27 protein-coding genes and 1 pseudogene are annotated in these 25,783 nt (G+C 74.5%); 16 read left to right on the top strand and 12 right to left on the bottom strand.

Annotation, left to right across the window (positions count from 1 at the left end; genetic code table 11):
• Positions 1-73: 73 nt before the first annotated feature.
• Both O7598_RS30320 and O7598_RS30315 read right to left on the bottom strand, forming a co-directional pair.
• The gene (locus tag O7598_RS30320; protein ID WP_175441320.1) at positions 74-418 is read right to left on the bottom strand and encodes a metallopeptidase family protein; all 345 of its coding nucleotides are present in this window, start codon (positions 416-418) and stop codon (positions 74-76) included.
• Between the two features lie 85 nt (positions 419-503).
• The gene (locus tag O7598_RS30315; RefSeq protein ID WP_269694578.1) at positions 504-932 is read right to left on the bottom strand and encodes an OsmC family protein; all 429 of its coding nucleotides are present in this window, start codon (positions 930-932) and stop codon (positions 504-506) included.
• 120 nt (positions 933-1,052) lie between these two features.
• Here O7598_RS30315 and O7598_RS30310 point away from each other — a divergent pair, with 120 nt between their 5' ends.
• The 3 genes from O7598_RS30310 to O7598_RS30300 all read left to right on the top strand — a co-directional run bounded on the left by O7598_RS30310 (position 1,053) and on the right by O7598_RS30300 (position 3,609).
• Positions 1,053-1,799: a hypothetical protein gene (locus O7598_RS30310; protein ID WP_269694577.1), complete on the top strand. Its 747-nt coding sequence runs from the start codon at positions 1,053-1,055 to the stop codon at positions 1,797-1,799.
• 176 nt (positions 1,800-1,975) lie between these two features.
• Complete coding sequence (locus O7598_RS30305; RefSeq protein ID WP_091061744.1) at positions 1,976-2,797, top strand: HAD family hydrolase; 822 nt, start codon at positions 1,976-1,978, stop codon at positions 2,795-2,797.
• Positions 2,797-3,609: an HAD family hydrolase gene (locus O7598_RS30300; RefSeq protein WP_269694576.1), complete on the top strand. Its 813-nt coding sequence runs from the start codon at positions 2,797-2,799 to the stop codon at positions 3,607-3,609. Before O7598_RS30305 ends, O7598_RS30300 begins: the two co-directional genes overlap by 1 nt.
• A 42-nt stretch (positions 3,610-3,651) precedes the next feature.
• Here the strand turns inward: O7598_RS30300 and O7598_RS30295 are convergent, their stop codons facing one another.
• Entirely contained in the window at positions 3,652-4,242 is a 591-nt protein-coding gene (locus O7598_RS30295) for a bacterial proteasome activator family protein (protein WP_091061748.1), read from the bottom strand.
• Positions 4,243-4,299: 57 nt separating this feature from the next.
• On the opposite strand from O7598_RS30295, the gene O7598_RS30290 reads away from it, so the two are divergent.
• Together O7598_RS30290 and O7598_RS30285 are read left to right on the top strand one after the other, a co-directional pair.
• Positions 4,300-5,127 carry an alpha/beta hydrolase family protein gene (locus O7598_RS30290; protein ID WP_269694575.1) on the top strand — a complete coding sequence of 276 codons (828 nt, stop codon included), beginning with the start codon at positions 4,300-4,302 and terminating at the stop codon, positions 5,125-5,127.
• A 49-nt stretch (positions 5,128-5,176) separates the two neighbouring features.
• Positions 5,177-6,394 carry an ABC transporter substrate-binding protein gene (locus tag O7598_RS30285; protein ID WP_269694574.1) on the top strand — a complete coding sequence of 406 codons (1,218 nt, stop codon included), beginning with the start codon at positions 5,177-5,179 and terminating at the stop codon, positions 6,392-6,394.
• Positions 6,395-6,448: 54 nt separating this feature from the next.
• Here O7598_RS30285 and ddaH read toward each other — a convergent pair whose 3' ends face one another.
• Complete coding sequence (gene ddaH, locus O7598_RS30280; RefSeq protein WP_269694573.1) at positions 6,449-7,282, bottom strand: dimethylargininase; 834 nt, start codon at positions 7,280-7,282, stop codon at positions 6,449-6,451.
• A 59-nt stretch (positions 7,283-7,341) separates the two neighbouring features.
• Here ddaH and O7598_RS30275 point away from each other — a divergent pair, with 59 nt between their 5' ends.
• On the top strand, positions 7,342-7,803 hold the full coding sequence (locus tag O7598_RS30275) for an Lrp/AsnC family transcriptional regulator (RefSeq protein WP_269694572.1): 462 nt from the start codon (positions 7,342-7,344) through the stop codon (positions 7,801-7,803).
• A 57-nt stretch (positions 7,804-7,860) separates the two neighbouring features.
• Complete coding sequence (locus tag O7598_RS30270) at positions 7,861-8,817, top strand: zinc-binding dehydrogenase (protein WP_269694571.1); 957 nt, start codon at positions 7,861-7,863, stop codon at positions 8,815-8,817.
• A 1-nt stretch (position 8,818) separates the two neighbouring features.
• Here the strand turns inward: O7598_RS30270 and O7598_RS31525 are convergent, their stop codons facing one another.
• From O7598_RS31525 to mobA, 4 genes and pseudogenes are all read right to left on the bottom strand, one after another.
• Positions 8,819-9,235: a T3SS (YopN, CesT) and YbjN peptide-binding chaperone 1 gene (locus tag O7598_RS31525; RefSeq protein ID WP_442929947.1), complete on the bottom strand. Its 417-nt coding sequence runs from the start codon at positions 9,233-9,235 to the stop codon at positions 8,819-8,821.
• Positions 9,236-9,484: 249 nt separating this feature from the next.
• Positions 9,485-9,905 (bottom strand): annotated as a pseudogene (locus O7598_RS31520) (TY-Chap domain-containing protein); the annotation flags it as partial.
• 55 nt (positions 9,906-9,960) lie between these two features.
• On the bottom strand, positions 9,961-10,218 hold the full coding sequence (locus tag O7598_RS30260; RefSeq protein WP_269694570.1) for a DUF6457 domain-containing protein: 258 nt from the start codon (positions 10,216-10,218) through the stop codon (positions 9,961-9,963).
• Entirely contained in the window at positions 10,215-10,814 is a 600-nt protein-coding gene (gene mobA, locus O7598_RS30255) for a molybdenum cofactor guanylyltransferase (RefSeq protein ID WP_269694569.1), read from the bottom strand. Before mobA ends, O7598_RS30260 begins: the two co-directional genes overlap by 4 nt.
• Before the next feature lie 245 nt (positions 10,815-11,059).
• Between mobA and fdhD the strand changes: the two genes are divergently transcribed.
• Positions 11,060-11,914: a formate dehydrogenase accessory sulfurtransferase FdhD gene (gene fdhD / locus O7598_RS30250; protein ID WP_269694568.1), complete on the top strand. Its 855-nt coding sequence runs from the start codon at positions 11,060-11,062 to the stop codon at positions 11,912-11,914.
• A 141-nt stretch (positions 11,915-12,055) separates the two neighbouring features.
• Here fdhD and O7598_RS30245 read toward each other — a convergent pair whose 3' ends face one another.
• The gene (locus tag O7598_RS30245) at positions 12,056-13,276 is read right to left on the bottom strand and encodes a DUF4192 domain-containing protein (protein ID WP_269694567.1); all 1,221 of its coding nucleotides are present in this window, start codon (positions 13,274-13,276) and stop codon (positions 12,056-12,058) included.
• Between the two features lie 161 nt (positions 13,277-13,437).
• On the opposite strand from O7598_RS30245, the gene O7598_RS30240 reads away from it, so the two are divergent.
• The 5 genes from O7598_RS30240 (at position 13,438) to O7598_RS30220 (ending at position 20,272) form a co-directional block, all read left to right on the top strand.
• Complete coding sequence (locus tag O7598_RS30240; protein ID WP_269694566.1) at positions 13,438-14,352, top strand: fructosamine kinase family protein; 915 nt, start codon at positions 13,438-13,440, stop codon at positions 14,350-14,352.
• Entirely contained in the window at positions 14,349-15,365 is a 1,017-nt protein-coding gene (moaA, locus tag O7598_RS30235) for a GTP 3',8-cyclase MoaA (protein ID WP_269694565.1), read from the top strand. The genes O7598_RS30240 and moaA overlap by 4 nt, the downstream gene beginning before the upstream one ends.
• Positions 15,362-15,613 carry a MoaD/ThiS family protein gene (locus O7598_RS30230; RefSeq protein WP_269694564.1) on the top strand — a complete coding sequence of 84 codons (252 nt, stop codon included), beginning with the start codon at positions 15,362-15,364 and terminating at the stop codon, positions 15,611-15,613. The genes moaA and O7598_RS30230 overlap by 4 nt, the downstream gene beginning before the upstream one ends.
• Positions 15,614-15,624: 11 nt before the next feature.
• Positions 15,625-16,998, top strand: a complete 1,374-nt coding sequence (locus O7598_RS30225; protein WP_269694563.1) for a metallophosphoesterase — start codon at positions 15,625-15,627, stop codon at positions 16,996-16,998.
• Positions 16,999-17,092: 94 nt separating this feature from the next.
• Complete coding sequence (locus O7598_RS30220; protein ID WP_269694562.1) at positions 17,093-20,272, top strand: UvrD-helicase domain-containing protein; 3,180 nt, start codon at positions 17,093-17,095, stop codon at positions 20,270-20,272.
• A gap of 103 nt (positions 20,273-20,375) precedes the next feature.
• Here O7598_RS30220 and O7598_RS30215 read toward each other — a convergent pair whose 3' ends face one another.
• Positions 20,376-21,119 carry a prepilin peptidase gene (locus O7598_RS30215; RefSeq protein WP_269694561.1) on the bottom strand — a complete coding sequence of 248 codons (744 nt, stop codon included), beginning with the start codon at positions 21,117-21,119 and terminating at the stop codon, positions 20,376-20,378.
• 11 nt (positions 21,120-21,130) lie between these two features.
• Positions 21,131-22,138 (bottom strand): EamA family transporter, encoded by a 1,008-nt coding sequence (locus O7598_RS30210; RefSeq protein WP_269694560.1) that lies wholly within the window; start codon positions 22,136-22,138, stop codon positions 21,131-21,133.
• Positions 22,139-22,224: 86 nt separating this feature from the next.
• Between O7598_RS30210 and O7598_RS30205 the strand changes: the two genes are divergently transcribed.
• Both O7598_RS30205 and O7598_RS30200 read left to right on the top strand, forming a co-directional pair.
• Entirely contained in the window at positions 22,225-23,073 is an 849-nt protein-coding gene (locus O7598_RS30205; protein ID WP_269694559.1) for an LppU/SCO3897 family protein, read from the top strand.
• Between the two features lie 134 nt (positions 23,074-23,207).
• Positions 23,208-24,443 (top strand): ATP-binding protein, encoded by a 1,236-nt coding sequence (locus O7598_RS30200; protein WP_269694558.1) that lies wholly within the window; start codon positions 23,208-23,210, stop codon positions 24,441-24,443.
• 7 nt (positions 24,444-24,450) lie between these two features.
• On the opposite strand, the gene O7598_RS30195 is transcribed toward O7598_RS30200, so the two are convergent.
• Positions 24,451-24,996 (bottom strand): GNAT family N-acetyltransferase, encoded by a 546-nt coding sequence (locus O7598_RS30195; RefSeq protein WP_269694557.1) that lies wholly within the window; start codon positions 24,994-24,996, stop codon positions 24,451-24,453.
• A 126-nt stretch (positions 24,997-25,122) separates the two neighbouring features.
• On the opposite strand from O7598_RS30195, the gene O7598_RS30190 reads away from it, so the two are divergent.
• The gene (locus O7598_RS30190; protein ID WP_269694556.1) at positions 25,123-25,668 is read left to right on the top strand and encodes a DoxX family protein; all 546 of its coding nucleotides are present in this window, start codon (positions 25,123-25,125) and stop codon (positions 25,666-25,668) included.
• Positions 25,669-25,783: the final 115 nt, after the last annotated feature.

The raw sequence follows: 25,783 nt of genomic DNA, 5'->3' as shown, positions 1-25,783 counted from the left end.
GTGCCTGCACCGGAGGTTAGGGGACGGGCGCAACCGCAGGGATCGGCCGAGCGGGGGGCCGGCCGGGACCCGGTCAGCCCCAGCCGAGGGCGTGCAGGCGCTCGTCGTCGATGCCGAAGTGGTGGGCGATCTCGTGCACCACGGTCACCGCGACCTCGTCGACGACGTCGTCGTCGGTGTCGCAGATCGCCAGGATCGGGTTCCGGTAGATCAGGATGCGGTCGGGCAGCACGCCGGCGTAGTCCCAGCCCCGCGTGGTGAGCGCGTGCCCCTCGTAGAGTCCGAGCAGGTTCTCGCCGGGCGGCGGATCGTCCTCGACCAGGATGACCACGTTGCTCATCAGCCCGAGCAGTTCCTCGGGCACCTCGTCGAGCGCCTCGCCGACCAGTTCCTCGAACCGGTCCCGGCTCATCTCCACGGCCACGCCGCCCGGTCACTCCCTCACGATCGGCACGCGGCACGGCGAGGGCGCCCGCAGGGCACCCCCGCCGTGTCGGACGTGGTCAGGCCAGGCGGGCGGTAAGCGTGATCTCCGCGCCCGGGGAGAGCAGCCGGGAGATCGGGCAGCCCTCCTTGGCCGCCTCGGCCAGCTTGGTGAAGCCGGCCTCGTCGAGACCGGGGGCCTGGCCGACGGTCTCCAGGTCGATGCGGGTCACCGTCATGCCGGCGTCGGTCTTGTCGAAGTGCACCTTGGCGGTCGTCTCCACCGACGTGCCGGTGACGCCCGAGTCGGCGAGCTGCTTGGAGAGGGCCATCGAGAAGCAGCTCGCGTGCGCGGCGCCGATCAGCTCCTCGGGGTTCGTGCCCTCACCCTCCTCGAAGCGCGACTTGAAGGAGTAGTTGCCGGACAGGCCGCCCTTGCCGGTGCGGACGGTGCCCGAGCCCTCGGCGAGGTCGCCCTGCCAACGAGCGGAAGCGGTACGGATAGGCATGGCACCGACGCTAACCGAAAGCGGGCCGCCCCGCACCGCCCGGCCGGATCGCGCTCCCGGTGACCGGGTGCCGGTTGTGCCATGATTCGACGCAGGCCCGTCGACGCCGAAGGGTGGCCGATGTCGCAGGATCTCCCGATTCCCAGGCAGGACAACCGCTCCGACGGCACCACGGTGGTGGAGTGGGGCGACACCGACGCCGAGGCGACCCCGTCCGGGCGGGTGGGCCGGTCGCTGGCCGGACTGGGCCGCGACCACCGCCTGCCGCCGGTGCTCGCCGGGCTCGGCGCGGTCGCCGTGCTCGCCTCGCTGATCGGCGAGTGGCTGGTGATCACCGTGCCGAACGAGGGCGAGGACGGGAACACCACGTTCCGGTTGCCCAGCGGCGTCGCCGAGATCGGCGGCTTCGGCGCCGCGTACCTCGTGGGTCTGCTCGGCCTGTCGGTCGCCGTGGCGCTGGCGTTGCGCGGCGCCCCGGCGGTGCGTCAGCACGCCCGGATCGCCGGGCTGGGCCTCGCGGCGACCCTGCTCGGCGTGCTGGTCGCGGCCGCTGCCTCCCTCCAGCAGCTCGCCCGGCGCGTCCTGTTCTTCCCGACCGAGCAGCGCCTCCAGGTGGAGCACGGCCGTGGCCTGGTCACCGCGTTCGTCGCCGTCGCGCTGCTGGCGGCCACGCTGCACCTGGCCGGGCGGGTCGGGGACCGCGCCACCGACGACCGGGCGGACGCCGACGCGGCGCCGGACGACGGGGAACCGGACGACCGGCGCGCCCGACGTCGGCGGAGCCGGGACGACGAGATGCCGGCGGGCCCGGCCGACCTCACGGTGGAGCCGACGGTGCCGTTCGCCGGCCCGGAACGCTCCCGCTGAGCGGGCCGGCTCCCGTTCGCCGGCCACCGGATCGCCGCCTCGGATTCGTGGCCGATTCGCCGGAATGCCATGGTCGGCCCCGGTCGCGCGAGATACGGTTGCCTGCCCACCGTCCGGTGGCCGCGGCATCGAGGACCTGGTCGGCCGGCGTGACGGTGGCGGGCGAAGGAGGAACCATGACCCGCCCGGGCCTGCCCAAGCTGATCGCCACCGACCTCGACGGCACGCTCGTCCGCAGCGACGACACCGTCTCCGCGTACACCCACGGGGTGCTGGACCGGGTGCGGGCGGCCGGGATCCCGGTCGTCGGCGCGACCGGGCGCGGACCACGACTGGCCGAGCTGAGCCGCAACGACATCCGCGCCGCCGACTTCCTGGTGATGGCCGGTGGCGGGTGGGTGGTCGACCAGAGCGACCCGGCCGGCCCGCTGGTGCTGCGCGACGAGCGCCTGCGCGGTGAGGTGCTCGCCGGCATCCTCGCCGACCTGGAGGCCGCCGTCGGCCCGCTCACCGTCATGGTGGAGGCGTCCGGCGAGCACGATGCGCCGCTCTGGGGCGACTACCACCCGAGCTGGCCCTACCCGGACCGGTTCGAGGCGCGCAGCCGGGCCGACTGTCTCTCCTGCGACGTGGTCAAGGCGTTCGCCCGGACCGAGGACCACCACGTCGACGAGCTGCTCGCCGCCGCCCGCCGGATCGTGTCGCCGGAGGTGGCCACGCTCACCCAGGCCGGGCTCGGCTTCGTCGAGATCTGCCCGCCCGGGGTCGACAAGGCCACCGGGCTGAGTGTGGTCGCCGAACGGCTCGGCGTGGACCCCGCCGACGTGCTGGTCTTCGGCGACCAGCCGAACGACCTGCCGATGTTCGGCTGGGCCGGCTGGTCCCGGGTGGCGGTGGCGAACGCCCACCCGGAGCTGCGCGCCGCCGCCGACGAGATCACCCTGCGCAACGACGACGACGGCGTCGCCGTCTACCTGGACCGACTACTCTCCCGGTGATGGGAGAGCCACCTCGACTCGTCGCTACCGACATCGACGGCACGCTGCTGGCCGACGACCGGAGGCTCAGCCCGCGTACCGCGGGGGTGCTGGCCCGGATCACCGCCGGGGGCACGCCGGTCGTGCTGGTCACCGGCCGTCCGATCCGCTGGCTCCAGCTCGTGTACGACCAGCTCGACGCCCCGCTGCCGGCGATCTGCGCCAACGGGGCGGTGGTGTACGACCCGATCGCCGACGAGGTGCTGCGCGCCGACCCGCTCGCCCCGGAGCTGCTGGGCGAGGTGGCCCGCCGGCTGCGGGCCGAGGTGCCCGGGGTGAGCTTCGCCGTGGAGATCGTGGACAGCCGGCAGATGCGGCACGAGGCGCACTATCCGCTGCGCTGGGACGCCGACGCGGACGCCATCCGGGCCGTCGAGTCGCCGGAGGAACTGCTCGCCGCGCCTGCGGTGAAACTGCTGGTCCGGGCCGGTGAGCAGGATCCGGACGTGTTCGTCCGGGTGGTGGCCGGCGCGCTGGAGGGGCTGGCCGAGGCGACCCACTCGTCGTACAGCGGGCTGATCGAGATCTCCGCCGCCGGCGTGACCAAGGCGGCCGGTCTGGCCTGGTTCGCCGCCCGGCTGGGCATCGACGAACGGGACGTGCTCGCCTTCGGTGACATGCCGAACGACGTGCCGATGCTGACCTGGGCCGGTCGGGCGGTGGCGGTGGCCAACGCCCACCCGGCGGTGCGGGAGATCGCGGACGAGGTCACCGCGGCGAACACCGAGGACGGCGTGGCCGCGTACCTGGAGAAGGTCTTCGGGCTGGACTGACGGTGCGGGCCGGGGCACGTCGCGCGCCCCGGCCCGCGCGGGTCACAGGTACTGACCGGGGGCGTGGCCCTCGGTGCCGCCCGGTATCCCCGGCATGCCCGGGACCATCCCGGCCGGGCCGCTGGGGAGCGCCTGGCGGCCGGAGCGCATCTGCTCCAGCTGGACGCGGGCGGCCATCTGCTGGGCGACCAACGCCGCCTGGATGCCGTGGAACAGCCCCTCCAGCCAGCCGACCAGCTGGGCGTGGGCGATGCGCAGCTCGCCCTCGCTGGGCGCCTGCTGCTCGGTGAACGGCAGCGAGATCCGCTCCAGCTCCTCGCGCAGCTCGGGGGCGAGCCCCTCCTTCAGCTCGACGATCGAGCGCTCGTGGATCTCGCGCATCCGGTGCCGGCTGGCGTCGTCCAGCGGGGCGGCCTTCACCTCCTCCAGCAGCTGCTTGATCATGCTGCCGATCCGCATCACCTTGGCCGGCTGCTCGACCAGGCGGGTCGGGTCCTCGGCCGCGCCCTCCTCGGTCTGCACCGTGCCGACCGGTCGGCCGTCCGGCCCGACCACCACCACGGTGCCCGGGATGCCATCGTTGCCCTGTTCGCCGTCGTGTCCGCCGGAGTGTGCTTCGGTCATGGCACCCATCTTTACCCACCCCGACCACGCACACGCGCCCAGGACCGGACCGGCTACCGTCCCCGCATGCCCAGCGACCCCCGCGACGTGCTGACCCGACCGGCGCCGCCGCCGGACGCCACAGTCGCCTACGGCGACCACCCGGACCAGTGCGCCGACCTGCGCCGCCCGTCCGGCGAGGGACCCGCCCGGCCGCTGGTCGTGGTGGTGCACGGCGGATTCTGGCGGGCGGAGTACGACCGCGCCCACACCGGCCCGATGGCGGCCGCGCTGGCCGCGCTCGGTCATCCGGTGGCCCAGCTCGAATACCGCCGGACCGGTCCGCCGGGCCACGGCCGGCCGGACCCGCTCACCGACGTGCTCGCCGGGGTCGCGGCCCTGCCGGGGCTGGCCGCCGCCGCGCTGCCCGGCCGGGTGGCGCCGGTCCCGCCGGTGCTGGTCGGTCACTCGGCCGGCGGGCAGCTGGCGCTGTACGCCGCCGCGCACGCCCCGGACTCCGTCGCCGGGGTGCTCGCGCTGGCGCCGGTCGCGGACCTCGCCGAGGCGTACCGGCTGGACCTGGACGGCGGGGCGGTGGCCGCGCTGCTCGGTGGTGGCCCGGCCGACGTACCGGACCGGTACGCGGACGCGGATCCATCGGCATTGGTGCCGGTTCGGGTACGCACGGTAGTCGTGCACGGCACCCTCGACCAGCAGGTTCCGGTGTCCACGAGCCGCTCCTGGGTGGCCGCCGACCGCGCCGCCGGAGGCGGTGCCACGCTGGTTGAGCTGCCGGAATGCGAGCACTTCGGGCTGATCGCGCCGGATTCGGCCGCCTGGCCCCGGGTTGTCGAGGCGTTGCGGTCCCTTCACGATGATCTTCAGGGCATTGACGCAGCGTCGCCGACCAGGTAGAACGCCGAAGGGGTGTGCACCATGGCCACCCCGGCGGGAAGGAAGTTCGGTGGCACAGATGAACCGCAGGCGGGCCCTGCAACTGCTGGCCGCGCTCGGCACCACCGGACTCGTGGCCGGTTGCGGCTCCGGGGACGACACCGAGGAGGCCGCGTCCGGCAGCCCGATCAAGATCGGGTTGATCGTGCCCGGCAGCGGCCCGAACAAGGCCATCGGCGACGAGATCACCAACGGCTTCCAGCTCTTCCTCAGCACCCACGGTCAGCAGCTCGGCGGGCACCCGGTCACGGTGGTGCAGGCCGAGGAGGGCGACAGCGCCGCGACCGGCAAGGCCGCCGTCGACCGGCTGCTGAAGGAGGGCGTGCTCGCGCTCACCGGCGTGGTCAGTCCGGCCGTCATGACCGGCATCCGGAACGTCGTGGAGGAGGCCCGGGTGCCCCTGATCGGCTCCAACGCCTCGCCCGCGACGCTCCAGGGCGTCGTCTACATCTGGCGCACCTCGTACGTGCTGGACGAGCCGGGCTTCGCGCTCGGCGAACACCTGCGCCAGACCCTCGACCCGTCCAGCCGGATCGCCATCTTCGGCGCCCAGGGGCAGGGCAGCCAGGACGTCGTCGCCGGGCTGCGTCGCGGCTACGAGAAGGGCCGCCGGCTCACCGAGGACCCGATCTACACCCCCGACTACGCCAACCCCGGCAAGAGCGCCTACGCCGGGCCGATCCGCAAGGCGCTGGCCCGCAAACCGGACGCGGTCTTCTGCCACTACAGCGGCTCGCAGGCGGTGCAGTTCATCAAGCAGCTCTACGACGAGGGCTACCGGGGCCCGATCTACGCGCCCGGATTCCTCACCGAGGGCACCGTCCTCGAGCAGCTCGACGACGGCGAGAAGGGCCGGGACCGGAGGCTGATCGAGGAGTACGGCATCGAGACCGCGCTGAACTACTCGGCCGACCTGAACAACACGCCGAACCGGGTCTTCGCCTCCGCCTACCGCAAGACGTTCAACACCTCGCCGACCACGTACGCGATGGCCTCGTACGACGCCGCGCAGGTGCTGGACAAGGCGATCCGGCTGGTCGGCGGCGACCCGTCCCCGACGCAGCTCAACCTGGCGCTCGGCAAGATCGGCCAGATCGACAGCCCGCGCGGGCCCTGGCAGTTCAACCAGCCGCGTACCCCGCAGCAGAAGTGGTACCTGCGCAAGGTGCAGCTGGACGGCCGGATGCTCTCCAACGTGGTGACCAACGAGCTGGCCACGCTCGGCTGACGCGACGAGGGGCGGCCTCCCCGCCGGGAGACCGCCCCTCGGGCACGTCCGACGTCAGTGCCGCAGCTCGGCGATGCAGCACTTCACGCTGCCGCCGCCCTTCTTCAGCTCGGCCAGCTCCACCGGCACCGGTTGGTAACCGGCCGCCTTCAGGGTGCCGGCCAGCCGGGTGGCCTCGCTGTTCAGCACCACGTTGAGCCCGTCGCTGACCAGGTTCAGGCCGAACGCCAGGGCATCCTCGTCGTCCGCGACGACCGCGTCCGGGAAGAGCTGGTGCAGGACCCGCTGGCTGGCCGCCGAGAAGGCACCCGGGTAGTAGACGACGTTCCCGTCGTCGATCGAGGCGAGCGCCACGTCCAGGTGGTAGAAGCGCGGGTCGACCAGGCGCAGCGAGACCACCGGTCGGCCGAGCGCCTCCTGCGCCTCGGCGTGCGCGGCCAACTCGGTGCGGAAGCCGTGACCGGCGAGGATCAGCCCGCCGTGCGCCTCCGGCAGGTACGCGAAGTCGCCCTCCCCCTCGTTCGTCTCGCTCGGCGCGATGAAGTGCCAGCCCTGCGCCTCGTAGAACGCCCGGTGCGCGGTGGCCTCGCCGACCCGCTGCTCGTGCTTGAAGCGGGCGCCGTAGACCGTGCCGTCGACCACGAAGGCGCCGTTGGCCGCGAAGACCATGTCCGGCAGGCCCGCCTCGGGGGTGAGCGTGTGCACGTCGTGGCCGAGCCCGAGCAGCGTCTCGCGCAGCCGGTCCCACTGCTTGACCGCCAGGTCGGCGTCGACCGCCGTGGTCACGTCCATCCACGGGTTGATCGCGTACTCGACCGCGAAGTGCTCGGGGGAGCACATGAGATATGTCCGCTTTCGCGGGACTCGCTGCTGGTTCACGGTCACCAAGAGTAGGTACGGTAGAACTTTGGTAACAGCCACAACCGTTGCTTCCCAGAGGCGGAACGTTGCAGATAGACGCGGTCGACCAGCGAATCATTGCGTTGCTCGTGGCGGACGCTCGCGCCTCCTACGCGGACATCGGCACCCGGGTGTCACTCTCCGCCCCCGCCGTCAAGCGCCGGGTGGACCGGCTGCGCGCGGCCGGGGTGATCCGCGGCTTCACCGCCGTCGTCGACCCGGCCGCCGTCGGATGGACCACCGAGGCGTTCGTCGAACTGTTCTGCGCCGGCCGGACCACCCCGGCGCAGATCGGCGTCGCCGCCCGCCGGCACCCCGAGGTGGTCGGCGCCTACACCGTCTCCGGCGAGGCCGACGCGCTGGTGCACCTGCGCGCCGCCGACATCTCCCACCTGGAGGAGGCGCTGGAACGGCTGCGCGCCGAACCGTTCGTCACCTCCTCCCGCAGCACCATCGTGCTGTCCCGGCTGGTCGAGTCACCCGGCGTCGGGCCGTCCCACGCGGGTTGACCTGAACCCCGCTTCACATCGTTGACTGAGCGCAGGCGGAAGATTCCGGGAGGCGCGATGCGTGCGGTGTGGCTACGGAGGTTCGGCGGACCGGAGGTGCTGGTCCCGGGGCCGGCGCCCGACCCGACGCCCGGGCCGGGTCAGGTCCTCGTCGAGGTGGCGCACGCGAACATCACGTTCGTCGAGACGATGTTCCGGGCGACCGGCTTCGGCCCGTTCGCCGGCGACCTGCCGCTGATCCCCGGCAACGGCGTCGGCGGCACGATCACCTCGGTCGGCCCCGGCGTCGACCCGACGCTCGTCGGCCAACTCGTGGTCACCGGCACCGGCGGCACCGGCGGGTACGCCGAGCGCGTCGTCGTCGACCGGGACGCGCCGATCCCCGTACCCCCGGGGTTGCCGCTCGATCAGGCGGTGGCGGTGCTCGCCGACGGCCGGACCGCCCTCATGCTCACCCGGTCGGCGGACCTACGGGCCGGCGACCGGGTCCTGGTGCTGGCCGCCGCCGGCGGCGTCGGCACCCTGCTGGTGCAGCTCGTCGGGCGGGCCGGCGCCACCGTGGTGGCCGCCGCCGGCGGCCCCGAGAAGACCGTCGTGCTCCGCAGCGCGATGCTCGACGTGGTCGTCGACTACCGGGAGCCGGGCTGGGCGGACCGGGTCCGGGCCGCCGTCGACGCCGTCGACGTGGTCCTCGACGGGGTCGGCGGCACGCTCGCCCGCGAGGCGTTCGACCTGCTCGACCCCGGTGGCCGGATGATCAGCTACGGGTTGGCCAGCGGCGCCTGGGCGGACGTGCCGGCGGACGCCGCCGCCGACCGCGCGGTGACACTGCTGCGGCCCCGCCCCCGACCGGACGAGCTGCGCGCACTCACCGAGGAGGCGCTCGCGATGGCCGCGGCCGGCCGGCTCCGGCCGCTGATCGCCCAACGTTTCCCGCTGGAGCGGGCCGCCGACGCGCACGCCGCCATGGAAGCCCGCTCCACCGTCGGCAAGACCCTGCTCGACGTGCGCTGACTCAGAGGTACATGCCGGTGCGGTGCTCCTGCGCCCGCGCCGGCTTGTCGCCCTCACCGAAGAACCGCTTGCCGCCGAACTCGCCGTGCAACCGGTCGTCCAGCTCGTCGGCGAGACCGGTCATCACCTGCACGGCCAGCATCAGGTGGGTGGCCTGGAAGTTCCGGCCGAAGACCGGGATCGACGCCCAGACCGTGTCGTCGGCGCAGTAGAGCCGCCCGATCGGCATCCGGTTGGTCAACTCGGACAGCTTCACGTAGAGCCGCTCGGTCGGCTCGACCTCGGTCAGCACCGGCGAGAAGACGTCGACCAGCGGCGGATTGTCCCGCACCCGGACGAAGACCATGGCGGAACCGGCCCGGATGTTGATGTCGCCGTCGGAGTCGACCTGCACCTGGTCGGAGTCGGACTTCAACATCGTCGAGACGACCGTGCGAACCCGCTCCTCCAGGGCCAGCACGTCGTTCTCGCCCGCCTGTGCCGCCGCCGCGGCGGCCAACGCCTCGTCCAGGTCGGCCTCCACGTCGAACTCCGGACCGACGCAGCGAGCGGTGCCGAGCGGCTCCACCGGCAGCGGCTCGCCGTCGGCGTCGTGCACCAGGTAGACCAGGAACGCGGGATGCGGAGCGCCGTAGACGTCACGCAGCGTCCGGGACAGCACGGCGGACAACCGGGTCGCGTCGTCGACGCCGCAGTCCAGGCCGAACTGGTCACCGGAGCCCGGCACCACCCCCGGCGGCGACCAGCCCAGCGCCACCATGTCCGCCACCGCCGCCCGGTCCAGCCGGTAGTGTGGCGTTGCCGACCGCCCGGGCCGACAGGCCACCCTCCGCACCGGCGTCCGCGCTGACCGAGTAGACGGCGTCCCCGGTCCCGGAGGCCGTCGGGTCGAGCGTCACCTCCAGGTGCCCGCCGGCGGGCAGCTCGCGCAGCCGGTCGGCCAGGGCCCGGGCGAACTCTCGCCAGGCCTCGGTCACCTTGGCCCGCAGGTCGGCCGTGGTCGGCTCGTCCAGCAGGATCGACTCGTGCTGCTCCGGCGCACCGCCGGAAGGCTGGTCGACCGGCGCCGAGGGGTGGTCTGCCGTCATGATCGCCTCCGTCCGTTCCCGCCACCCTACCCAGGGACACGTCCGGCCGGCCGCGCTACTTCGCGTCGGTGGTCCCGTCCAGCTCCACCGGCCACGAGCCCGCGAGAGCGCTGATCCGGGCGGCCGCCGCCGCCGGATCCGCGCCGCGCCCCACGGCCACCCCCAGGAGGTACGCGCTGACCGGCGCGCCCGGCCGGAGCACCTGGTGCGCCACGTCCCGGGCCACGTCGAGCACCGCCGACACCGGCACCTCCGACGGATCCAGGTCCAGCTCGGCGCAGGCCGCGGTGAGCCAGTCGTCCATCACCGTCATGTCGTCCACTCCTCGGCCCGGCGTACGTCCTCGTCAGTGTCGCAGTCGAACCAGGGCGGCGCCCCGGCACCGGACCAGGCGACCTCCCGGACCGTGGTGGCGGCCAGCAGCCCGCGTACCGGGGCCCCGTCGACCGTGCCGCCCCGACTCGCCGCCAGCCGGTCGAGGGCGGTGCGCAGCGCCGGCAGGCGCCAGACGCCGCAGAGTTGCTGCCGGCGGCCGTCGCCGTCCACGTAGCAGGCCAGCCCGTCGACCGACCCGTCGAGCGCGTGCCGCAACTCGGCCACCGCCGCGGCGGTGAGCAGCGGCAGGTCGGCGGCGAGCAGGGCGACCGTGGGCGGGTCGGAGCGCAGCTGGGCCAGCCCCGCCGCGGTCGCGGCCACCGGGCCACCGCCGGGCGGATCCTCCCGGGTCACCCGCACGCCCGCCGGCACCGGGCCGGGCGGACCGACCACGACCCGTTCACTCGCGTCGGCCACCGCCGCCAGCACCCGGTGCAGCATCGGCCGGCCGCCGACCGGACGGGCGGGCTTGTCCATCCCACCCATCCGCCGGGCCGCGCCGCCGGCGAGCAGCACCGCCGCGTACCCGGTCACCGCCTCACCCTACCCAGGCTCCCCACCGGGCACGCGGGTCGACGCCTTTGATCAACTCCAGTCCGCCGAGGTGGTGGGATCCCGGAGCGATTGACGTAGCCACCTCGCCGTACTGGTGTCGATCATGGGGCCCGGCCGGAGCGCGGGCTCGGCAGCCGTGCGAGACCGGAAACGCGCAGGTGCGGGAGCGTGGCGGGGTGGGAGCTGGAGGTGCGGGCGGGGTGGGTGCGGGAGAGGATGGCGGGATGGGACGGGCGACAGACCGGCGAGGCGTGCTGCGGATCGACCTCGGGGCGACGGGTGACCGTGGGGCCCGGGTTCGGCGGCAGGACACCCTGGCCGTCGAGGAGCCGCTGGAGATCCGGGTCGGGCCGGCCGGCCCCGGCCGCCGCCGGCCGCTCGCGGTGACCATGCGCACCCCCGGCGACGACCTGGACCTGGCGATCGGCTTCCTGCTCACCGAGGGGCTGATCAGGTCGGCGGAGGACGTGCACACCGCGCAGCTGTGCGCCGGCGCGGACACCCCCAACACCTACAACGTGGTCGACGTGGTGCTCTCCCCCGGTGTGCCCGAGCCGGAGACCGACCCGGCGCGCAACTTCTACACCACCAGCTCGTGCGGGGTGTGCGGCAAGGCGAGCATCGAATCCGTGCGCACCCGCTCCCGGTTCGCCGTGCGGGAGGACCCCCTCGAGGTCACCGCCGAACTGCTGGCCGGGCTGCCCGACCGGCTCCGCGCCGCGCAACGCGCCTTCGACCGCACCGGCGGCCTGCACGCGGCCGGGCTCTTCAGCGCCGACGGTGAGCTGCTGGTGCTGCGCGAGGACGTCGGCCGGCACAACGCCGTGGACAAGGTGATCGGCTGGGCCGCCCGGGCGGACCGGCTGCCGCTGGCCGGCCACGTGCTGCTCGTCTCCGGCCGGGCCAGTTTCGAACTCACCCAGAAGGCGTGGATGGCCGGCGTGCCGCTGCTGGCGGCGGTCTCGGCACCCAGCACGCTCGCCGCCGAACTGGCCGAGGAGGCCGGGATGACGCTGGTCGGCTTCCTGCGCCACCCGACCATGAACGTCTACACCGGTGCGCAGCGCGTGACTGCCTGACCCGGGGCGGCCCTCCCGACCGACGGCGGCCCTCCCGACCGACGGCGGCGGCACCGTGCGGCTGGCCGGCAGGCCGGCCGCCGAGCGGGACGATGGACGCCGGCTCGGCGGTGCGGATCGGCTGAGCCGTCGGCCGCCGGCTCAACGGGGCGGGCGACGCCGCCGGCGGCGCAGCACGGCTCCGCCGACGTTCGCCGGCCAGCCGTCCAGCTCGGACGGGGGCACCCCACGGCGGAGCGCGTCGTCGAGGAGCACCGCGAGCGGATATTCGGGGTGGGCGGTGAGCACCCGCTCCAGGGCGACGGCGGCCAGCGCGCCGTGCCCGGCCCGCCAGGCGGCGAACGAGAGCAGCGTGCCGGGCGCCGCGCTCAGGTCCGGCTCGGCGCGGCGGAAGACGTCGGTCCAGAGACTGATGTCGGCGTCCCGGCCGTCGGTGCGGGACCAGGCGTGGTCGCGAACCGCGACATGGGTCAGGAGCACGGTCAGCCAGGCCACCTCGTCGTCGTCGAGCCGCTCGCCGCGCCGCTGCCGGCGGAACGCGGCCCGTACCGCCGCCGTGCCGGCCGAGCGCAGGGCCCGAGCCTCCCCGCGCCGGCCACCGGCCGGCCCACCGCCGGAGGAAGCGCCACCGGGCTCGCCCTCACCCCCGGCACCGCCCACCGGATCACCGCCCGCCGCGGCACGGCCCGCCGGCTCACCGCCCGCCGGCTCACGGCCCGGCGCGGCACCGCCCGGCGCGGCACCGCCCGGCTGGTGGCCCTCGACCGCAGCACCGCCGGGTGGGAGGCCGCCGGTGAGGGCGGCCAGCCGATGTCGCGCCCGCCCGGTGGCCCGACGCATGGCCAGTCGGACCGGCCCGTCGAACGGCGACACCTGCGCGGCCAGCGCCGCGCGGTCGGGCAGAGCGACCTGACCGGCGAAGACGGCTGCCGCGCTGACCTGGCTGGCGACCGGGTCGTACGGCGTGCCGTCGGCCGGGCAGCAGGCCGGTTCGCCGCATAGGTAGGACCACCAGCGGCCGTCGGTCACCCGGAGCGCGTCGAGGACGACCAGACCCGCGTCGTCCAGCGCCTCACCGACCGCGTCCACGGCACCGGTGACCCGGGCGGCCGGGCCGTAGCCGATGACGGTCGCGGCGTCGGCGTCCTGCCGCACCACCACCTGCGCCAGGTGCCGGGCGGCCGGACCGGGGTCGGCGCCCGGTTCGGGCAGGTCGCCCCGGGCGGCGAAGACCACTCGCCGGCCCCGCACCGCGACCACCACGACGCTGTCGGCGGGATGGAAGCCGAGCAGGTAGGGCACCGCGACGACGAGGTCGCCCGGCGAGCGGACGGAGAGGCGGGGGCGCTCGGTCGAGTTCATGTCGGGAGCGTGCGTGCCGGCCGGTCGCCACGGGAGGCCCTGTGGACGACACGCGGTCCGTCCACAGGCACGCTGCGTATCGGTCCAGCTGAACGTCGACCGCCGGCGATCGGGGTACGACACGGCCCACGGATGTCCCAGGCGGGGACTACCTTGCGGTCATGGACCTGGCGTACCTGCGGGCACACCCGGCGCACCTGCCGACCTTCCTGACCCACCAGCGGATCCGGGAGACACCGGTCGCCGGTGGCGACATCTGCACCGCGTCCCGGCTCACCCTGGACGACGGGCACTCCGTCTTCACCAAGAGCTGGCCGGAACGGGCGGCGCGCCCGGTGCCCGACGACTTCTTCGCCACCGAGGCGGCCGGCCTGCGGTGGCTGCGCGAGGCCGACGCGGTGCCGGTGCCCGACGTGCTGGTCGCGCTGCCGGAGCTGCTGGCGCTCGACTGGATCGAGCCGGGCGAACCGGAGCCGGAGGCGGCGGAGGCGTTCGGCCGCGGGCTGGCCGCGCTGCACCGGGCCGGCGCGCCCGCGTTCGGCGCGGAGTGGCCCGGGTTCATCGGCGCCCTGCCGCAGGACAACACCCCCGACGCGGGCCCGTGGTCGAGCTGGTTCGCCAGGTGCCGACTGCTGCCGCACCTGCGGGCCTCGGTCGACCGGGGCGCGCTCACCGGGGCCACGGCGGCACTGGTCCAGCAGGTGGTCGACCGGGTGGGCGAGTTCGGCGGCGACGAGCCGCCGTCGCGGCTGCACGGCGATCTCTGGCCCGGCAACCTGCTCTGGGGCGCCGACGGCCGGGTCTGGCTGGTCGACCCGGCGGCGCACGGCGGCCACCGCGAGACCGACCTCGCCCAGCTCGCGCTCTTCGGCGGCCCGCCGCACCTGGACCGGATCATGGCCGCCTACCGGGAGGCCTGGCCGTTGGCCGACGGCTGGCGCGAACGGGTGCCGGTGCACCAGCTGCACCTGCTGCTGGTGCACACCGCGCTCTTCGGCGAGACGTACGCGGAGGCCGTGTCCTCCGCCGCACGGGCCGCGCTCCGGGCCCTCGGACGCGCTACGGTCGACGGATGACCGCCTCCCGGACGACGGCCGACGGGGTTCTCGCCGACCGGTACGGTCGCGTCGCCCGGGACCTTCGGGTCTCGCTGACCGACAAGTGCAACCTGCGCTGCACCTACTGCATGCCGGCCGAGGGTCTGCCCTGGCTGGCCGGTCCGCAGCTGCTCACCGACGACGAGATCGTGCGCCTGGTCGGCGTCGCGGTGCGGCTCCTCGGCGTCACCGAGGTCCGTTTCACCGGTGGCGAGCCGCTCATCCGGCCCGGGCTGCCCGGCATCGTGGCGGCCGTGGCCGCGCTGTCGCCCCGGCCGCGCATCTCGCTGACCACCAACGGCATCGGCCTGGCCCGCCTCGCGCCGGCGCTGCGGTCGGCCGGGCTGGACCGGGTGAACGTCTCGCTGGACACGCTCGACCGGGAGCGGTTCGCCGCGTTGACCCGCCGGGACCGGCACCATGACGTGCTCGCCGGGTTGGCCGGCGCGGCCACCGCCGGGCTGACCCCGGTGAAGATCAACGCGGTGCTGATGCGCGGCGTCAACGACGACGAGGCGCCGGAACTGCTCCGGTTCGCCCTGGCGCACGGCTACGAGCTGCGGTTCATCGAGCAGATGCCGCTGGACGCGCAGCACGGCTGGGACCGGTCGACCATGGTCACCGCCGACGAGATCCTGGCCGCCCTGCACGCCGAGTTCGCGTTGCGGCCCGATCCGGCCGAGCGGGGTGCCGCACCGGCCGAGACCTGGCTGGTGGACGAGGGGCCGGCCCGGGTCGGGGTGATCGCCAGCGTGACCCGGCCGTTCTGCGGCGACTGCGACCGCACCCGGCTCACCGCCGACGGCCAGGTGCGCAACTGCCTCTTCGCCACCGACGAGTCCGACCTGCGGGCCGCGTTGCGGGCCGGCGCCGACGACGAGGAACTGGCCCGTCGTTGGCGCGCCGCCATGTGGGGCAAGCGCGCCGGGCACGGCATCGACGACCCGTCCTTCCTGCAGCCCGTCCGGCCGATGTCCGCGATCGGAGGATGACTGTGGAGTTGACCGTCCGCTACTTCGCCGGGGCGCGCGCCGCCGCCGGCCGCGCCGAGGAGACCGCATCCGCCGGCCGGTCGTTGGACGAACTCCTCGACGACCTGGCCGCGCGGCACGGAGAGCGACTGGCGATAGTGCTGAAGGCGGCGAGTTTCCTGGTCGACGGCGTGGCCTGTCATGATCGTCGGGCACTGTTGCCGGCCGGGGTGACGGTGGACGTGCTGCCACCCTTCGCGGGCGGCTGAGGGAGGCCGACGTGCTGGCGATGGCGACATTCGTGGGTTTCGTCGTGCTCGTCATCGGCTTGATCCACTTCTACCTGTGGAAGCGGATGGTCCGGGACACCACCCGTCCCGGCCCCTGGCGCCGGGGCGGGGCCGTGCTGGCGATCCTGCTCGCGCTGCTGGTGCCGGCGACCATGGCCGGCACCCAGAACGGGTTCTACTGGCTGGCCTGGCCGGGCTACCTCTGGCTGGCCCTGATGTTCTACCTGCTGGTGCTGCTGCTGGTGCTCGAGGTGCCGGCGGCGGTGGTCCGGCTGGCCCTGCGCCGCCGCGCCCGGTCCGCCACGATCGCGGGGCCGCAGGCGGAGCCGGCGCTGGTCGGCGCCGGCAACTCCGCCGACCCCCCTGCCGACCTCGTCGAGACGCCGCCGCCCGCCCAGGCCGGCGGCATGCCATCCGGCGATGCCGGCGGCACGGCCCCCGACGCCGGTGACAGGTCGCCGCGCCGAGACGTCGGCGGCACGCCGCCGAGCGGGCCGGCCGGCAGTGCCGCACCAGCGGACCACGACCCGTCCCGCCGGCTGCTGCTCGCGCGCGGCGCGGCGATCTTCGCCGGGCTCACGGCCGCCGGCGTGACCGGGTACGGCGTCCGCACCGCGATGGGGCCGCCCCGGCTGGACCGGGTCCGGATCCCGCTGGCCAAGCTGCCCCGGAGCATGGACGGGCTGCGGATCGCGACCGTCTCCGACATCCACCTCGGGCCGTTGCGCGGCCGGGCGCACACCGAACGCATCGTCGCGATGATCAATCGTCTGGACGCCGACCTGGTGGCGGTGGTCGGCGACCTGGTGGACGGCTCGGTGGCCGAGTTGGGCGCGGCGGCGGAGCCGCTGCGTGACCTGCGCTCCCGGTACGGCAGCTTCTTCGTGACCGGCAACCACGAGTACTACTCCGGGGTCGAGGAGTGGGTCCGCGAGGTGGACCGGCTGGGCCTGCGTGTGCTGCAGAACGAGCGGCAGGAGATCCGGGCTCGGGGCGGGGTGCTCGACCTGGCCGGCGTCAACGACGTGACCGCCGACGGCACCGGTCTGGCCGCGCCGGCCGACTACGCCGCCGCGCTCGGCGACCGCGACCCGAGCCGCCCGGTGGTGCTGCTGGCCCACCAGCCGGTGGCCGCGCACGAGGCGGCGAAGTTCGGCGTCGACCTCCAGCTCTCCGGGCACACCCACGGCGGCCAGATGGTGCCGTTCAACCTGGCGGTGAAGCTCCAGCAGCCGGTGGTCTCCGGTCTGGGCGAGGTGGACGGCACCAAGGTCTACGTGACGAACGGGGCCGGCTTCTGGGGTCCGCCGGTGCGGGTCGGCGCTCCGCCGCAGGTGACGTTGGTGGAGCTGCGCGCCCCATAGCGTGTGGAAGCCGCCGCGTCCAGCACCGCATTGCTCAGCTCACGCGTACGCGTGGCGGCGGGCGGGTAGGCAAGCGGACGTGACAGGATGCGGCGTGCCTCCGTTCAGCGCCGCACCCCCCGGTGGCCTCCCGCCCTACGTCGCGGATCTGCACATCCACTCGAAATACTCGCGCGCGTGCAGCCGCGACCTGACCCTGCCGAACCTCGGCTGGTGGGCCCGGCGCAAGGGCATCGCGGTGCTCGGCACCGGCGACTTCACCCACCCCGCCTGGTACGACCACCTGCGGGAGACGCTGCACCCGGCCGAGCCGGGCCTCCACCGGCTGTCGCCGGAGGCGGAACGGGACATCGCCCGGCGGCTCCCGCCCCGGTTGGCCAGCGAGGCGGAGGCGGACCCGGTCCGGTTCATGCTGAGCGTGGAGATCTCCACCATCTACAAGCGCGACGACCGGACCCGCAAGGTGCACCACCTGATCTACCTGCCGGACCTGGACGCGGTGGGCCGCTTCAACGCCGCGCTGGGCCGGATCGGCAACCTCGGCTCGGACGGCCGGCCGATCCTCGGGCTGGACTCCCGCGACCTGCTGGAGATCACCCTGGAGGCCAGCGCCGACGGCTACCTGGTGCCGGCGCACATCTGGACGCCATGGTTCTCCGCGCTCGGCTCGAAGTCCGGCTTCGACGCGATCGCCGACTGCTACGCAGACCTGGCCGAGCACATCTTCGCGGTGGAGACCGGGCTCTCCTCCGACCCGGAGATGAACTGGCGGGTCGGCAGCCTGGACCGCTACCAGTTGGTGTCGAACTCGGACGCCCACTCGCCGCCGGCGCTGGGCCGGGAGGCGACCGTCCTCACCGCGGACCGCGACTACTTCGCGATCCGCGAGGCGCTGCGCACCGGGGACGGGCTGGCCGGCACCGTCGAGTTCTTCCCGGAGGAGGGCAAGTACCACGCCGACGGGCACCGGCTCTGCGGGGTGAACTGGTCGCCGGAACGCACCCGCGAGGCGGGCGGGCGCTGCCCGGAGTGCGGCAAGCAGCTGACCGTCGGGGTGCTCAGCCGGGTGGAGGCGCTGGCCGACCGGCCGGCGGGGCACCGGCCGGCGCACGCCCGCGAGGTGGCCCACCTGGTGCCGCTGGCCGAGATCCTGGGTGAGCTGAACCGGGTGGGCGCGCGGTCGAAGAAGGTCGCGGGCAAGCTCAACGAGCTGGTCGCGGCGCTCGGCCCGGAGTTGGAGATCCTGACCCGTACCCCGGTGGAGGAGATCGGCCGCGTCGGCGGCGAGCTGCTCGCGGAGGGCATCGCCCGGCTGCGCCGCGGCGAGGTGCGTCGGGTGCCGGGTTACGACGGTGAGTACGGGGTGATCACGCTGTTCGATCCGGCGGAACTGGGCGCCTCGGCCGGCGGTGGGCAGGACGCGCTCTTCGACGTACCCGTGCCCGCGCAGCGGCGGCCCGCGGAGTCGCCGCCGAAGCCGAAGGCCAGGCGCCCGGCGGAGGCGCGACCGGAGCCGAAGCGCAAGCCGACGGTGCCCCCGCTGGCGCCACCGCCCTCCCCGCACGAGCCGTTCGAGCCGATGCTCGCCGGCATGGAGGAGGTCGGCACCGGCCTGCTGGACCGGCTGGACGCGATGCAGCGGGTGGCGGCGTCGGCGCCGGGCGGCCCGCTGTTGATCGTGGCCGGTCCGGGCACCGGCAAGACCCGGACGCTGACCCACCGGATCGCCTACCTGTGCGCCGAGTTGAACGTCTTCCCGGACCAGTGCCTGGCGATCACGTTCACCCGCCGGGCGGCCGAGGAGTTGCGGCACCGCCTGGACGGACTGCTCGGGCCGGTCGCCGAGGACGTCACGGTGGGCACGTTCCACGCGCTCGGCCTGACCGTGCTGCGGGAGAACGCGGCGGCGGCCGGGTTGCCGGCGGACTTCCGGATCGCCGACGACGCCGACCGGTCGGCGGCCCGCGCCGAGGCCGGCGACGACGACGAGCGGTACGTCGCGCTGCTGCGCAAGCGGGACCTGGTCGACCTGGACGAGCTGCTCACCCTGCCGGTGACGCTGTTGAAGGGCGACCGGAAACTGGTCCGGGACTACCGGGAACGGTGGAAGTGGATCTTCGTCGACGAGTACCAGGACGTCGACGCTGTCCAGTACGAACTGCTGCGGCTGCTCAGCCCGCCCGACGGCAACCTGTGCGCGATCGGCGACCCGGACCAGGCGATCTACTCGTTCCGGGGCGCGGACGTCGGCTACTTCCTGCGCTTCTCGCAGGACTTCACCGACGCGCGACTGGTCCGGCTGAACCGCAACTACCGCTCCTCCGCGCCGATCCTGGCCGCCGCCGTGCAGGCGATCGCGCCGTCGTCGCTGGTCCGGGGCCGCCGCCTCGACCCGGCCCGACTCGACCCGGAGGCGGCGCTGGTCGGCCGGTACGCCGCGACCACTGTCGCCGACGAGGCCGACTTCGTGGCCCGCACCGTCGACGAGCTGGTCGGCGGCCTGTCCCACCGGTCGCTCGACTCGGGCCGGATCGACGGGCGGGCGACAGCGCTCTCCTTCTCCGACATCGCCGTGCTCTATCGCACCGACTCCCAGGCCGCGCCGATCGTGGACGCGTTGACCCGGGCGAACATCCCGGTGCAGAAGCGCTCGCACGACCGGCTGCGCGACCGCCCCGGCGTCACCGCGATCGCCCGCGAGCTGCGCCACGCCGGCCTCGACGGCACCCTGACCGCCCGGGTGCGCGAGGCCGGTCAGGTCCTGGCGGAGCGCTTCGCGGTGCCGACGCTCGACGGCTCCGGCGCGGTACGCCCCGAGGACGTCCGCACGGCCGTGGACCTGCTCACGCCGCTGGCCCGGCGCTGCGGCGACGACCTGGGGTCCTTCCTCAACCAGCTCGCGACCGGGGCGGAGGTGGACGCGCTCGACCCGCGCGCCGAGGCGGTCACGCTGCTCACCCTGCACGCGGCAAAGGGCCTGGAGTTCCCGGTGGTGTTCCTGGTCGGGGCCGAGGACGGCTTGTTGCCGCTGCGCTGGCCCGGCACCGAGCCGGACGAGGACGCGGTGGCCGAGGAGCGGCGGCTCTTCTTCGTCGGGCTGACCCGGGCGCAGGACCGGCTCTACGTCAGCCACACCGCCCGGCGGGCCCGGCACGGAACGGAACGGGAGACCCGCCCGACGCCGTTCCTCGACGTGATCGACCCGGCCCTGTTCGACCGGCTCGGCGCAGCCGAGCCGCGCCGGCCCCGCGACCACCAACTCCGCTTGATGTGAAAGGCGGGGCCCCCTCTTAACGCCTCCGGTAGAGAAGGGGCCCCTTCTCACAGCCGCATCCCGGCAACGCGCCGGGCGAGCGCGGCGGGCTGCGTGCGGGCGTTCAGGTGAGCACGGCGGCGAGCCAGGCGCCGGCGAGGATCGCCGGGCCGAACGGCAGCGGCGTGTCCCGGCGGATCCGGCCGGCGGCGAGCAGGGCGAGGACCGCCACGCCGGCGAGCACGTGCGGGAGGAGCAGCCCGAGCCGGAGCGCCGGCCAGCCGAGCCAGCCCAGCGGGAGCCCGAGAGCGGCGGCGAGCTTCACGTCGCCGAAGCCGAGTCGGGCACCCGGCAGCAGCGCGAGCAGCAGGTATCCGCCCAGCGACAGGCCGGCGCCGGCGAGGGCGGTCGCCGCGCGGCCCGGCTCGCCGACGACCAGGGCCGTTCCGACGAGGCCGGGCCCGCCACCGAGCGCCACCGCGCCGACCAGCGGGTCGGGCAGTCGCAGGGCGACCAGGTCGGTGACCGCGAGCACCAGGCCGGCCGCCGCGATCAGCAGGAGGACCGGTAGCGCAGGGTCGGCGCCGCGCGTGCCGGCCAGCCCGCCGAACACCACGGCACCGGCCACGGCCATGCCGCCAGGGAGCGCCGCCAGGCCGAACCCGGCACCAGCGCCGGCGGGCGGCAGGCCGACAGCACCGCCGGGGCGCGAGCCGACCGCACCACCGGGAGACCGGCCGAGGGCACCGCCGGACAGCACGGAGGCGCGGTCGCGCGGCCTGGCGACGAGGCAGCGGCCGAGCGGCACCGCGACCAGGCCGGCGAGCGCACCGAGGAGCGCCGCCCCCGCCACCGCCGCCGTCGACACGGGCCGGGACGCTACCGCCCGGCCGGTCCCCGGGCCGCCCCGTTCCCGGCTGGCGGCGCGGTCCGGCGCGGACGTTCGGTGCTCACCACCACCGCCACGCCGGCCACGATCACCGCGCCGCCGAGCAGCACCTGCGCGGTGACCGGTTCGGCGACGAGCAGGGCGCCGAGCGCCACCGCGACCGCCGGGTTCACGTACGCGTACGTGGAGACCAGGGAGATCGGCGCGTGGGCGAGCAACCAGACGTACGCCGTGAAGGCCACGAGCGAGCCGGCCACCATCAGGTACGCCAGCGCCACCCAGGACCGTCCGGTCACCTCGGCGGGGTCGAAGTCGCGCAGCTCGCCACGGACGGCCGCGATCGCGGCGAGCGCCACCGCGCCGGCCACCATCTCGTAGACGGTCGCCACGAACGGATCGGCCGGCATCCGGATCCGGCCGGACAGGTAGGAGCCGACCGACCAGCTGACCGCGCCCGCGACGACGGTCAGCGCGCCGGCCAGCGGCACCCCGTCCACGCCGTCGCGGGGCAGCACGAGCAGGACGAGACCGACGAAGCCGAGCGCCACGCCGGCGAAGGTCCACGGCCGGGGCCGGTCCCCGCCCACGGTGCGCAGCACCACGACCAGGAGCGGAACGGTGGCGACCAGCAGCGCGGCGACGCCGGAGGGCATTGCGTCGCCGGGTGGGCCGGACTCGGCGACCACCACCAGCCCGTTGCCGCCGGCCAGCAGCAGCACGCCGACCAGCGCCGCCGAGCCGAGGCGTCGGGCCGGCACGCGCAGCGAACCGGGCCCGCGCCGCAGCCGCAGCACCAGCGCGAGCACCGCCGCGGCGGCGGCGAACCGCATCGCGGCGGAGGTGAGCGGCGGCAGGGACTCGACCGCGACCCGGATGCCCAGGTAGGTCGAGCCCCAGAACAGGTAGACCAGGGCCAGTGCGGTCCAGATCAGGGCGGTACGGGCCGGCGGCGGCGGAGATCCGGTGGCGTCCGTCGCACTCGTGGGGCGTGAGCTCATCGGTGGACCACGCTACGGTGACCACGGCGTCGGCGTCGCCCCTTCGGTGGCCGGCCTCTCAGCACTGGCGTACGCAGGAGGCGTTCATGTCGAACTTCGGACCACCGGGCGGCGGCGCACCCGAGCCGTGGGGAGCGCGCCGCCCTGACGACGGCTACGCCCCCGACCCGCACCAGGGCCCGGGGCCGGGCGGACCGCAGTACGGCGGCCCACCGCAGCAGTACGGGCCGCCCCAGCAGTACGGGCCGGCGCCGGAGTGGACCGACGCCCCGCCGCAGCAGGGCTACCCGGCCGCCCCCGGGTACGCGCCCGGACAACCGGCGTACGACGCCGGGCAACCGCCGTACCAGGCGGGGCCACCCGGGTACGACGCCGGGCAGCAGCAGTACCCGCCGTACGCCGGGGGTCAGCCGCCGTATGCGGGCGGTCCGCCGCCGTACCTCGCCGGGCCGGCGCCCTACGACGAGCCGACGCCGCCGAAGCGGGGTCGGGGCCCGCTGCTGGTGGTGGTGATCGTGCTGGCCGTGCTGCTGCTGGGTGGCGCCGGAGCATACTGGCTGCTCGGCCGCGACGAGGAGAGCCCGACGGCCGGGACGACGGCCGCCACCGCGCCGGCCGCGGACCCGACGGCGGCGGCGCCGAGCGAGGCGGCGGAGGCGACGCCCACGGCGCCGGCCCCGGCCTCGTCCACCGATCCGCGTTTCGTCAAGGCGGGGCAGTGTGTGGCCAACCAGGCCGGCAGCGGCCAGCCGAAGCTGGTGATCGCCGACTGCGCGCCGAAGACGTACGAGGTGCTGCGCCGGGTCGACGGCGCGACCAGCGGCAAGAAGGACGCCGAGGCGAAGTGCGGCAAGGTGACCGGCTACACCGACTGGTACTTCTTCGACAGCGAGCTGGACACGCTCGACTTCGTGCTCTGCCTGAAGCGGCGGTGAGAAGGCGGTAGCCGAAACTAGGGCTGTCTAGCATCCACGCTAGACAGCCCTAGTTTTGTCTCGACGCCGACACGCGGTAGCCACCTCTACGCACGTCTAGCCTGGTCGCTAGACAAGCCGATACTGTGCGATTCGTGGATCCCGTCCGCAACCCGTACGCCCCGGGCGCCGGTCAGCGCCCGCCCGAACTCGCCGGGCGGGGGCGGGAGCTGGACGTCTTCGACGTGGTGCTGGAGCGCATCGCCCGCGGCCGGCCCGAGCGCAGCCTGATGCTCACCGGGCTGCGCGGAGTCGGCAAGACGGTCCTGCTCAACACGCTGCGCTCGGAGGCGATCAACCACCTCTGGGGGACCGGCAAGATCGAGGCCCGGCCGGACCAGTCGTTGCGCCGGCCGATCGCCGCCGCACTGCACATGGCGGTCCGCGAGCTGGCTCCGCGCCACCGCGCGCCGGACCGCATCGACGCCTTCCTCGGCGTGCTCAAGGCGTTCGCGCAGCGGTCCGCACCGACCGGTCGGGGTGGCACGGCCCCGAAGCTGCGCGACCGGTGGCAGCCCGGCATCGACGTGCCGGCCAGCAGCGGCCGGGCCGACTCCGGCGACATCGAGATCGACCTGGTCGAGCTGCTCAGCGACGCGGCGGCGGTCGCCACCGACGTGGGCACCGGCATCGCGATCTTCATCGACGAGATGCAGGACGTCGGCGCCGAGGACGTCTCCGCGCTCTGCGCCGCGTGCCACGAGCTGTCCCAGCTCGGTGCGCCGCTGATCGTGGTGGGCGCCGGCCTGCCGCACCTGCCGGCCGTGCTCAGCGCCGCCAAGTCGTACTCCGAGCGGCTCTACCGCTACCAGCGGATCGACCGGCTGGACCGGATCGCCGCCGACCAGGCGCTCTGCGCGCCGGCCGAGCGGGAGGAGGTCGAGTACGAGCAGAAGGCGCTCGACCTGCTCTACGAGAAGTCCGGCGGCTACCCCTACTTCGTTCAGGCGTACGGAAAGGCCACCTGGGACCATGCGCCCCGCTCGCCGATCACGGCGGCGGACGTCCGGGTCGCCGCGCCGGAGGCGGAGGCGGAACTGGCGGTGGGCTTCTTCGGCTCCCGGTTCGAGCGGGCCACCCCCGCCGAACGCGAGTACATGCGCGCCATGGCCACGTTGGCGCTGGTGGACGGCGAGGAGGGCGCGCGGGACGACATGGACGCCGCGGTGCCCACCGCCGAGATCGCGCGGGCGCTCGGCCGCAAGCCGGCCAGCCTCTCCCCGGCCCGGGACGCGCTGATCAAGAAGGGCCTGATCTACTCCGGTGAGCGGGGGACGGTCGCGTTCACCGTGCCGCACTTCGGCCGCTACCTGCGCACCCAGCCGGCCTGACGGCAGGTCAGACCCGCGACCAGGGCGGTGGGAAGACCACCTCACCGGCCGGGGGCGGCGGTTCCTCGCCGGTGGACGGTGGCAGCACCAGCGCCTGCCACGGCTCCCCCAGCCCGGACCACGGGCTGGTCAGCTCCAGCCGGTCCGCCGGCCCGAAGCCGAACCGCCGGTAGTACGCCGGATCGCCCAGCACCACCACCAGCCGCTCGCCCAACTCGGTGGCGGCGTCGAGCGCCGCCTGCACCACCGCGGCGCCGTGCCCGACGCGTTGCCGGTGCGGTGCCACCGCCACCGGTCCGAGCACCAGCGCCGGCCAGCCGCCGCCGTCGGTGCGTACCCGCACCCGGCTGAGCAGCGCGAAGCCGACCACCTCGCCGCCGTACTCGGCGACCATGGCCAGTTCCGGGATCCACGCGGCGCTGTGCCGCAACTCCTCGACCAGGCCCACCTCGGGCGGGGTGGCCACGTCGGGTCGGGCGAACGCGGCGGCGAGCACCCGGGCCACCGGTGCCTCGTCCGCCGGGCCCTCCGGGCGTAGTCGCAGCGTCGTCACCCGCGCGACCTTACCGAACACGACGGGTCCATCAGCGACGGTCGCTGAAATCGATGCCGGACGGACGTCGATACCTTTCGTGTGTTGCAGGGGTGACGAGGCCCGGGACGGGGTAAGACTGGAACCATGAAGCCCGTGCGCTCCCTCGCCCGAGTCATGTTGAGCGGCATCTTCGTGGTCAGCGGCGCCCGCAACCTGCGCAATCCGGAACGGCTGGTGCCCGCCGCGAAGCCGGTCACCGACAAGGTCACCCCGCTGATCCAGAACCTGCACCCGCGCATCCCGACCGACACCGAGACGCTGATCCGGGCCAACGCGGCGACGCAGCTGGTCGGCGGCCTGATGTTGGCCACCGGCCGGTTCAGCCGCCCGGCCGCGCTCGTGCTCGCCGGCACGCTGCTGCCGACGACCGCCGCCGGCCATCCCTTCTGGAACAACGACGACCCGGCCGCGCGCAACAACAACCAGATCCACTTCCTGAAGAACCTCGGCCTGCTCGGCGGGCTCCTTCTCGCCGCCGCGGACACCGAGGGCAGGCCGGGGCTGCGCTGGCGCGCCGGTCACCGGATCGACCACTCCCGCCGGTCGGTCAAGCGCGCGGTCCGCACCGCCCGCCGGGAGGCGAAGATCGCCGTACGCTCTGCGGCGACCGCGCGCCGAATGCCCGGCTGACCCGCACCTGCACGGCCCACCACCCCCCGCAAGGCACCAATCACCTGAACCGTCCGAGACCCGTTAACGCGGCGGAAATGTCGCAAACACGTGTGGGATCGGACACGGTCGCGTA

Source organism: Micromonospora sp. WMMC241, assembly GCF_027460165.1.
Classification (GTDB): Bacteria; Actinomycetota; Actinomycetes; order Mycobacteriales; family Micromonosporaceae; genus Micromonospora; species Micromonospora humi.
Note: the sequence above shows the minus strand (reverse complement) of the source record. Positions and strands in the feature narration are given on the sequence as shown.

What these genes read in the sequence shown, in the direction of transcription:
- O7598_RS30315 (WP_269694578.1), bottom strand. Translation starts at nt 932, where the DNA reads ATGCCTATCCGTACCGCTTCCGCTCGTTGGCAGGGCGACCTCGCCGAG.
- O7598_RS30310 (WP_269694577.1), top strand. Translation starts at nt 1,053, where the DNA reads ATGTCGCAGGATCTCCCGATTCCCAGGCAGGACAACCGCTCCGACGGC.
- O7598_RS30305 (WP_091061744.1), top strand. Translation starts at nt 1,976, where the DNA reads ATGACCCGCCCGGGCCTGCCCAAGCTGATCGCCACCGACCTCGACGGC.
- O7598_RS30300 (WP_269694576.1), top strand. Translation starts at nt 2,797, where the DNA reads ATGGGAGAGCCACCTCGACTCGTCGCTACCGACATCGACGGCACGCTG.
- O7598_RS30295 (WP_091061748.1), bottom strand. Translation starts at nt 4,242, where the DNA reads ATGGGTGCCATGACCGAAGCACACTCCGGCGGACACGACGGCGAACAG.
- O7598_RS30290 (WP_269694575.1), top strand. Translation starts at nt 4,300, where the DNA reads ATGCCCAGCGACCCCCGCGACGTGCTGACCCGACCGGCGCCGCCGCCG.
- O7598_RS30270 (WP_269694571.1), top strand. Translation starts at nt 7,861, where the DNA reads ATGCGTGCGGTGTGGCTACGGAGGTTCGGCGGACCGGAGGTGCTGGTC.
- O7598_RS31525 (WP_442929947.1), bottom strand. Translation starts at nt 9,235, where the DNA reads ATGTTGAAGTCCGACTCCGACCAGGTGCAGGTCGACTCCGACGGCGAC.
- O7598_RS30260 (WP_269694570.1), bottom strand. Translation starts at nt 10,218, where the DNA reads ATGACGGTGATGGACGACTGGCTCACCGCGGCCTGCGCCGAGCTGGAC.
- fdhD (WP_269694568.1), top strand. Translation starts at nt 11,060, where the DNA reads ATGGGACGGGCGACAGACCGGCGAGGCGTGCTGCGGATCGACCTCGGG.
- O7598_RS30245 (WP_269694567.1), bottom strand. Translation starts at nt 13,276, where the DNA reads ATGAACTCGACCGAGCGCCCCCGCCTCTCCGTCCGCTCGCCGGGCGAC.
- O7598_RS30240 (WP_269694566.1), top strand. Translation starts at nt 13,438, where the DNA reads ATGGACCTGGCGTACCTGCGGGCACACCCGGCGCACCTGCCGACCTTC.
- moaA (WP_269694565.1), top strand. Translation starts at nt 14,349, where the DNA reads ATGACCGCCTCCCGGACGACGGCCGACGGGGTTCTCGCCGACCGGTAC.
- O7598_RS30230 (WP_269694564.1), top strand. Translation starts at nt 15,362, where the DNA reads ATGACTGTGGAGTTGACCGTCCGCTACTTCGCCGGGGCGCGCGCCGCC.
- O7598_RS30210 (WP_269694560.1), bottom strand. Translation starts at nt 22,138, where the DNA reads ATGAGCTCACGCCCCACGAGTGCGACGGACGCCACCGGATCTCCGCCG.
- O7598_RS30205 (WP_269694559.1), top strand. Translation starts at nt 22,225, where the DNA reads ATGTCGAACTTCGGACCACCGGGCGGCGGCGCACCCGAGCCGTGGGGA.
- O7598_RS30190 (WP_269694556.1), top strand. Translation starts at nt 25,123, where the DNA reads ATGAAGCCCGTGCGCTCCCTCGCCCGAGTCATGTTGAGCGGCATCTTC.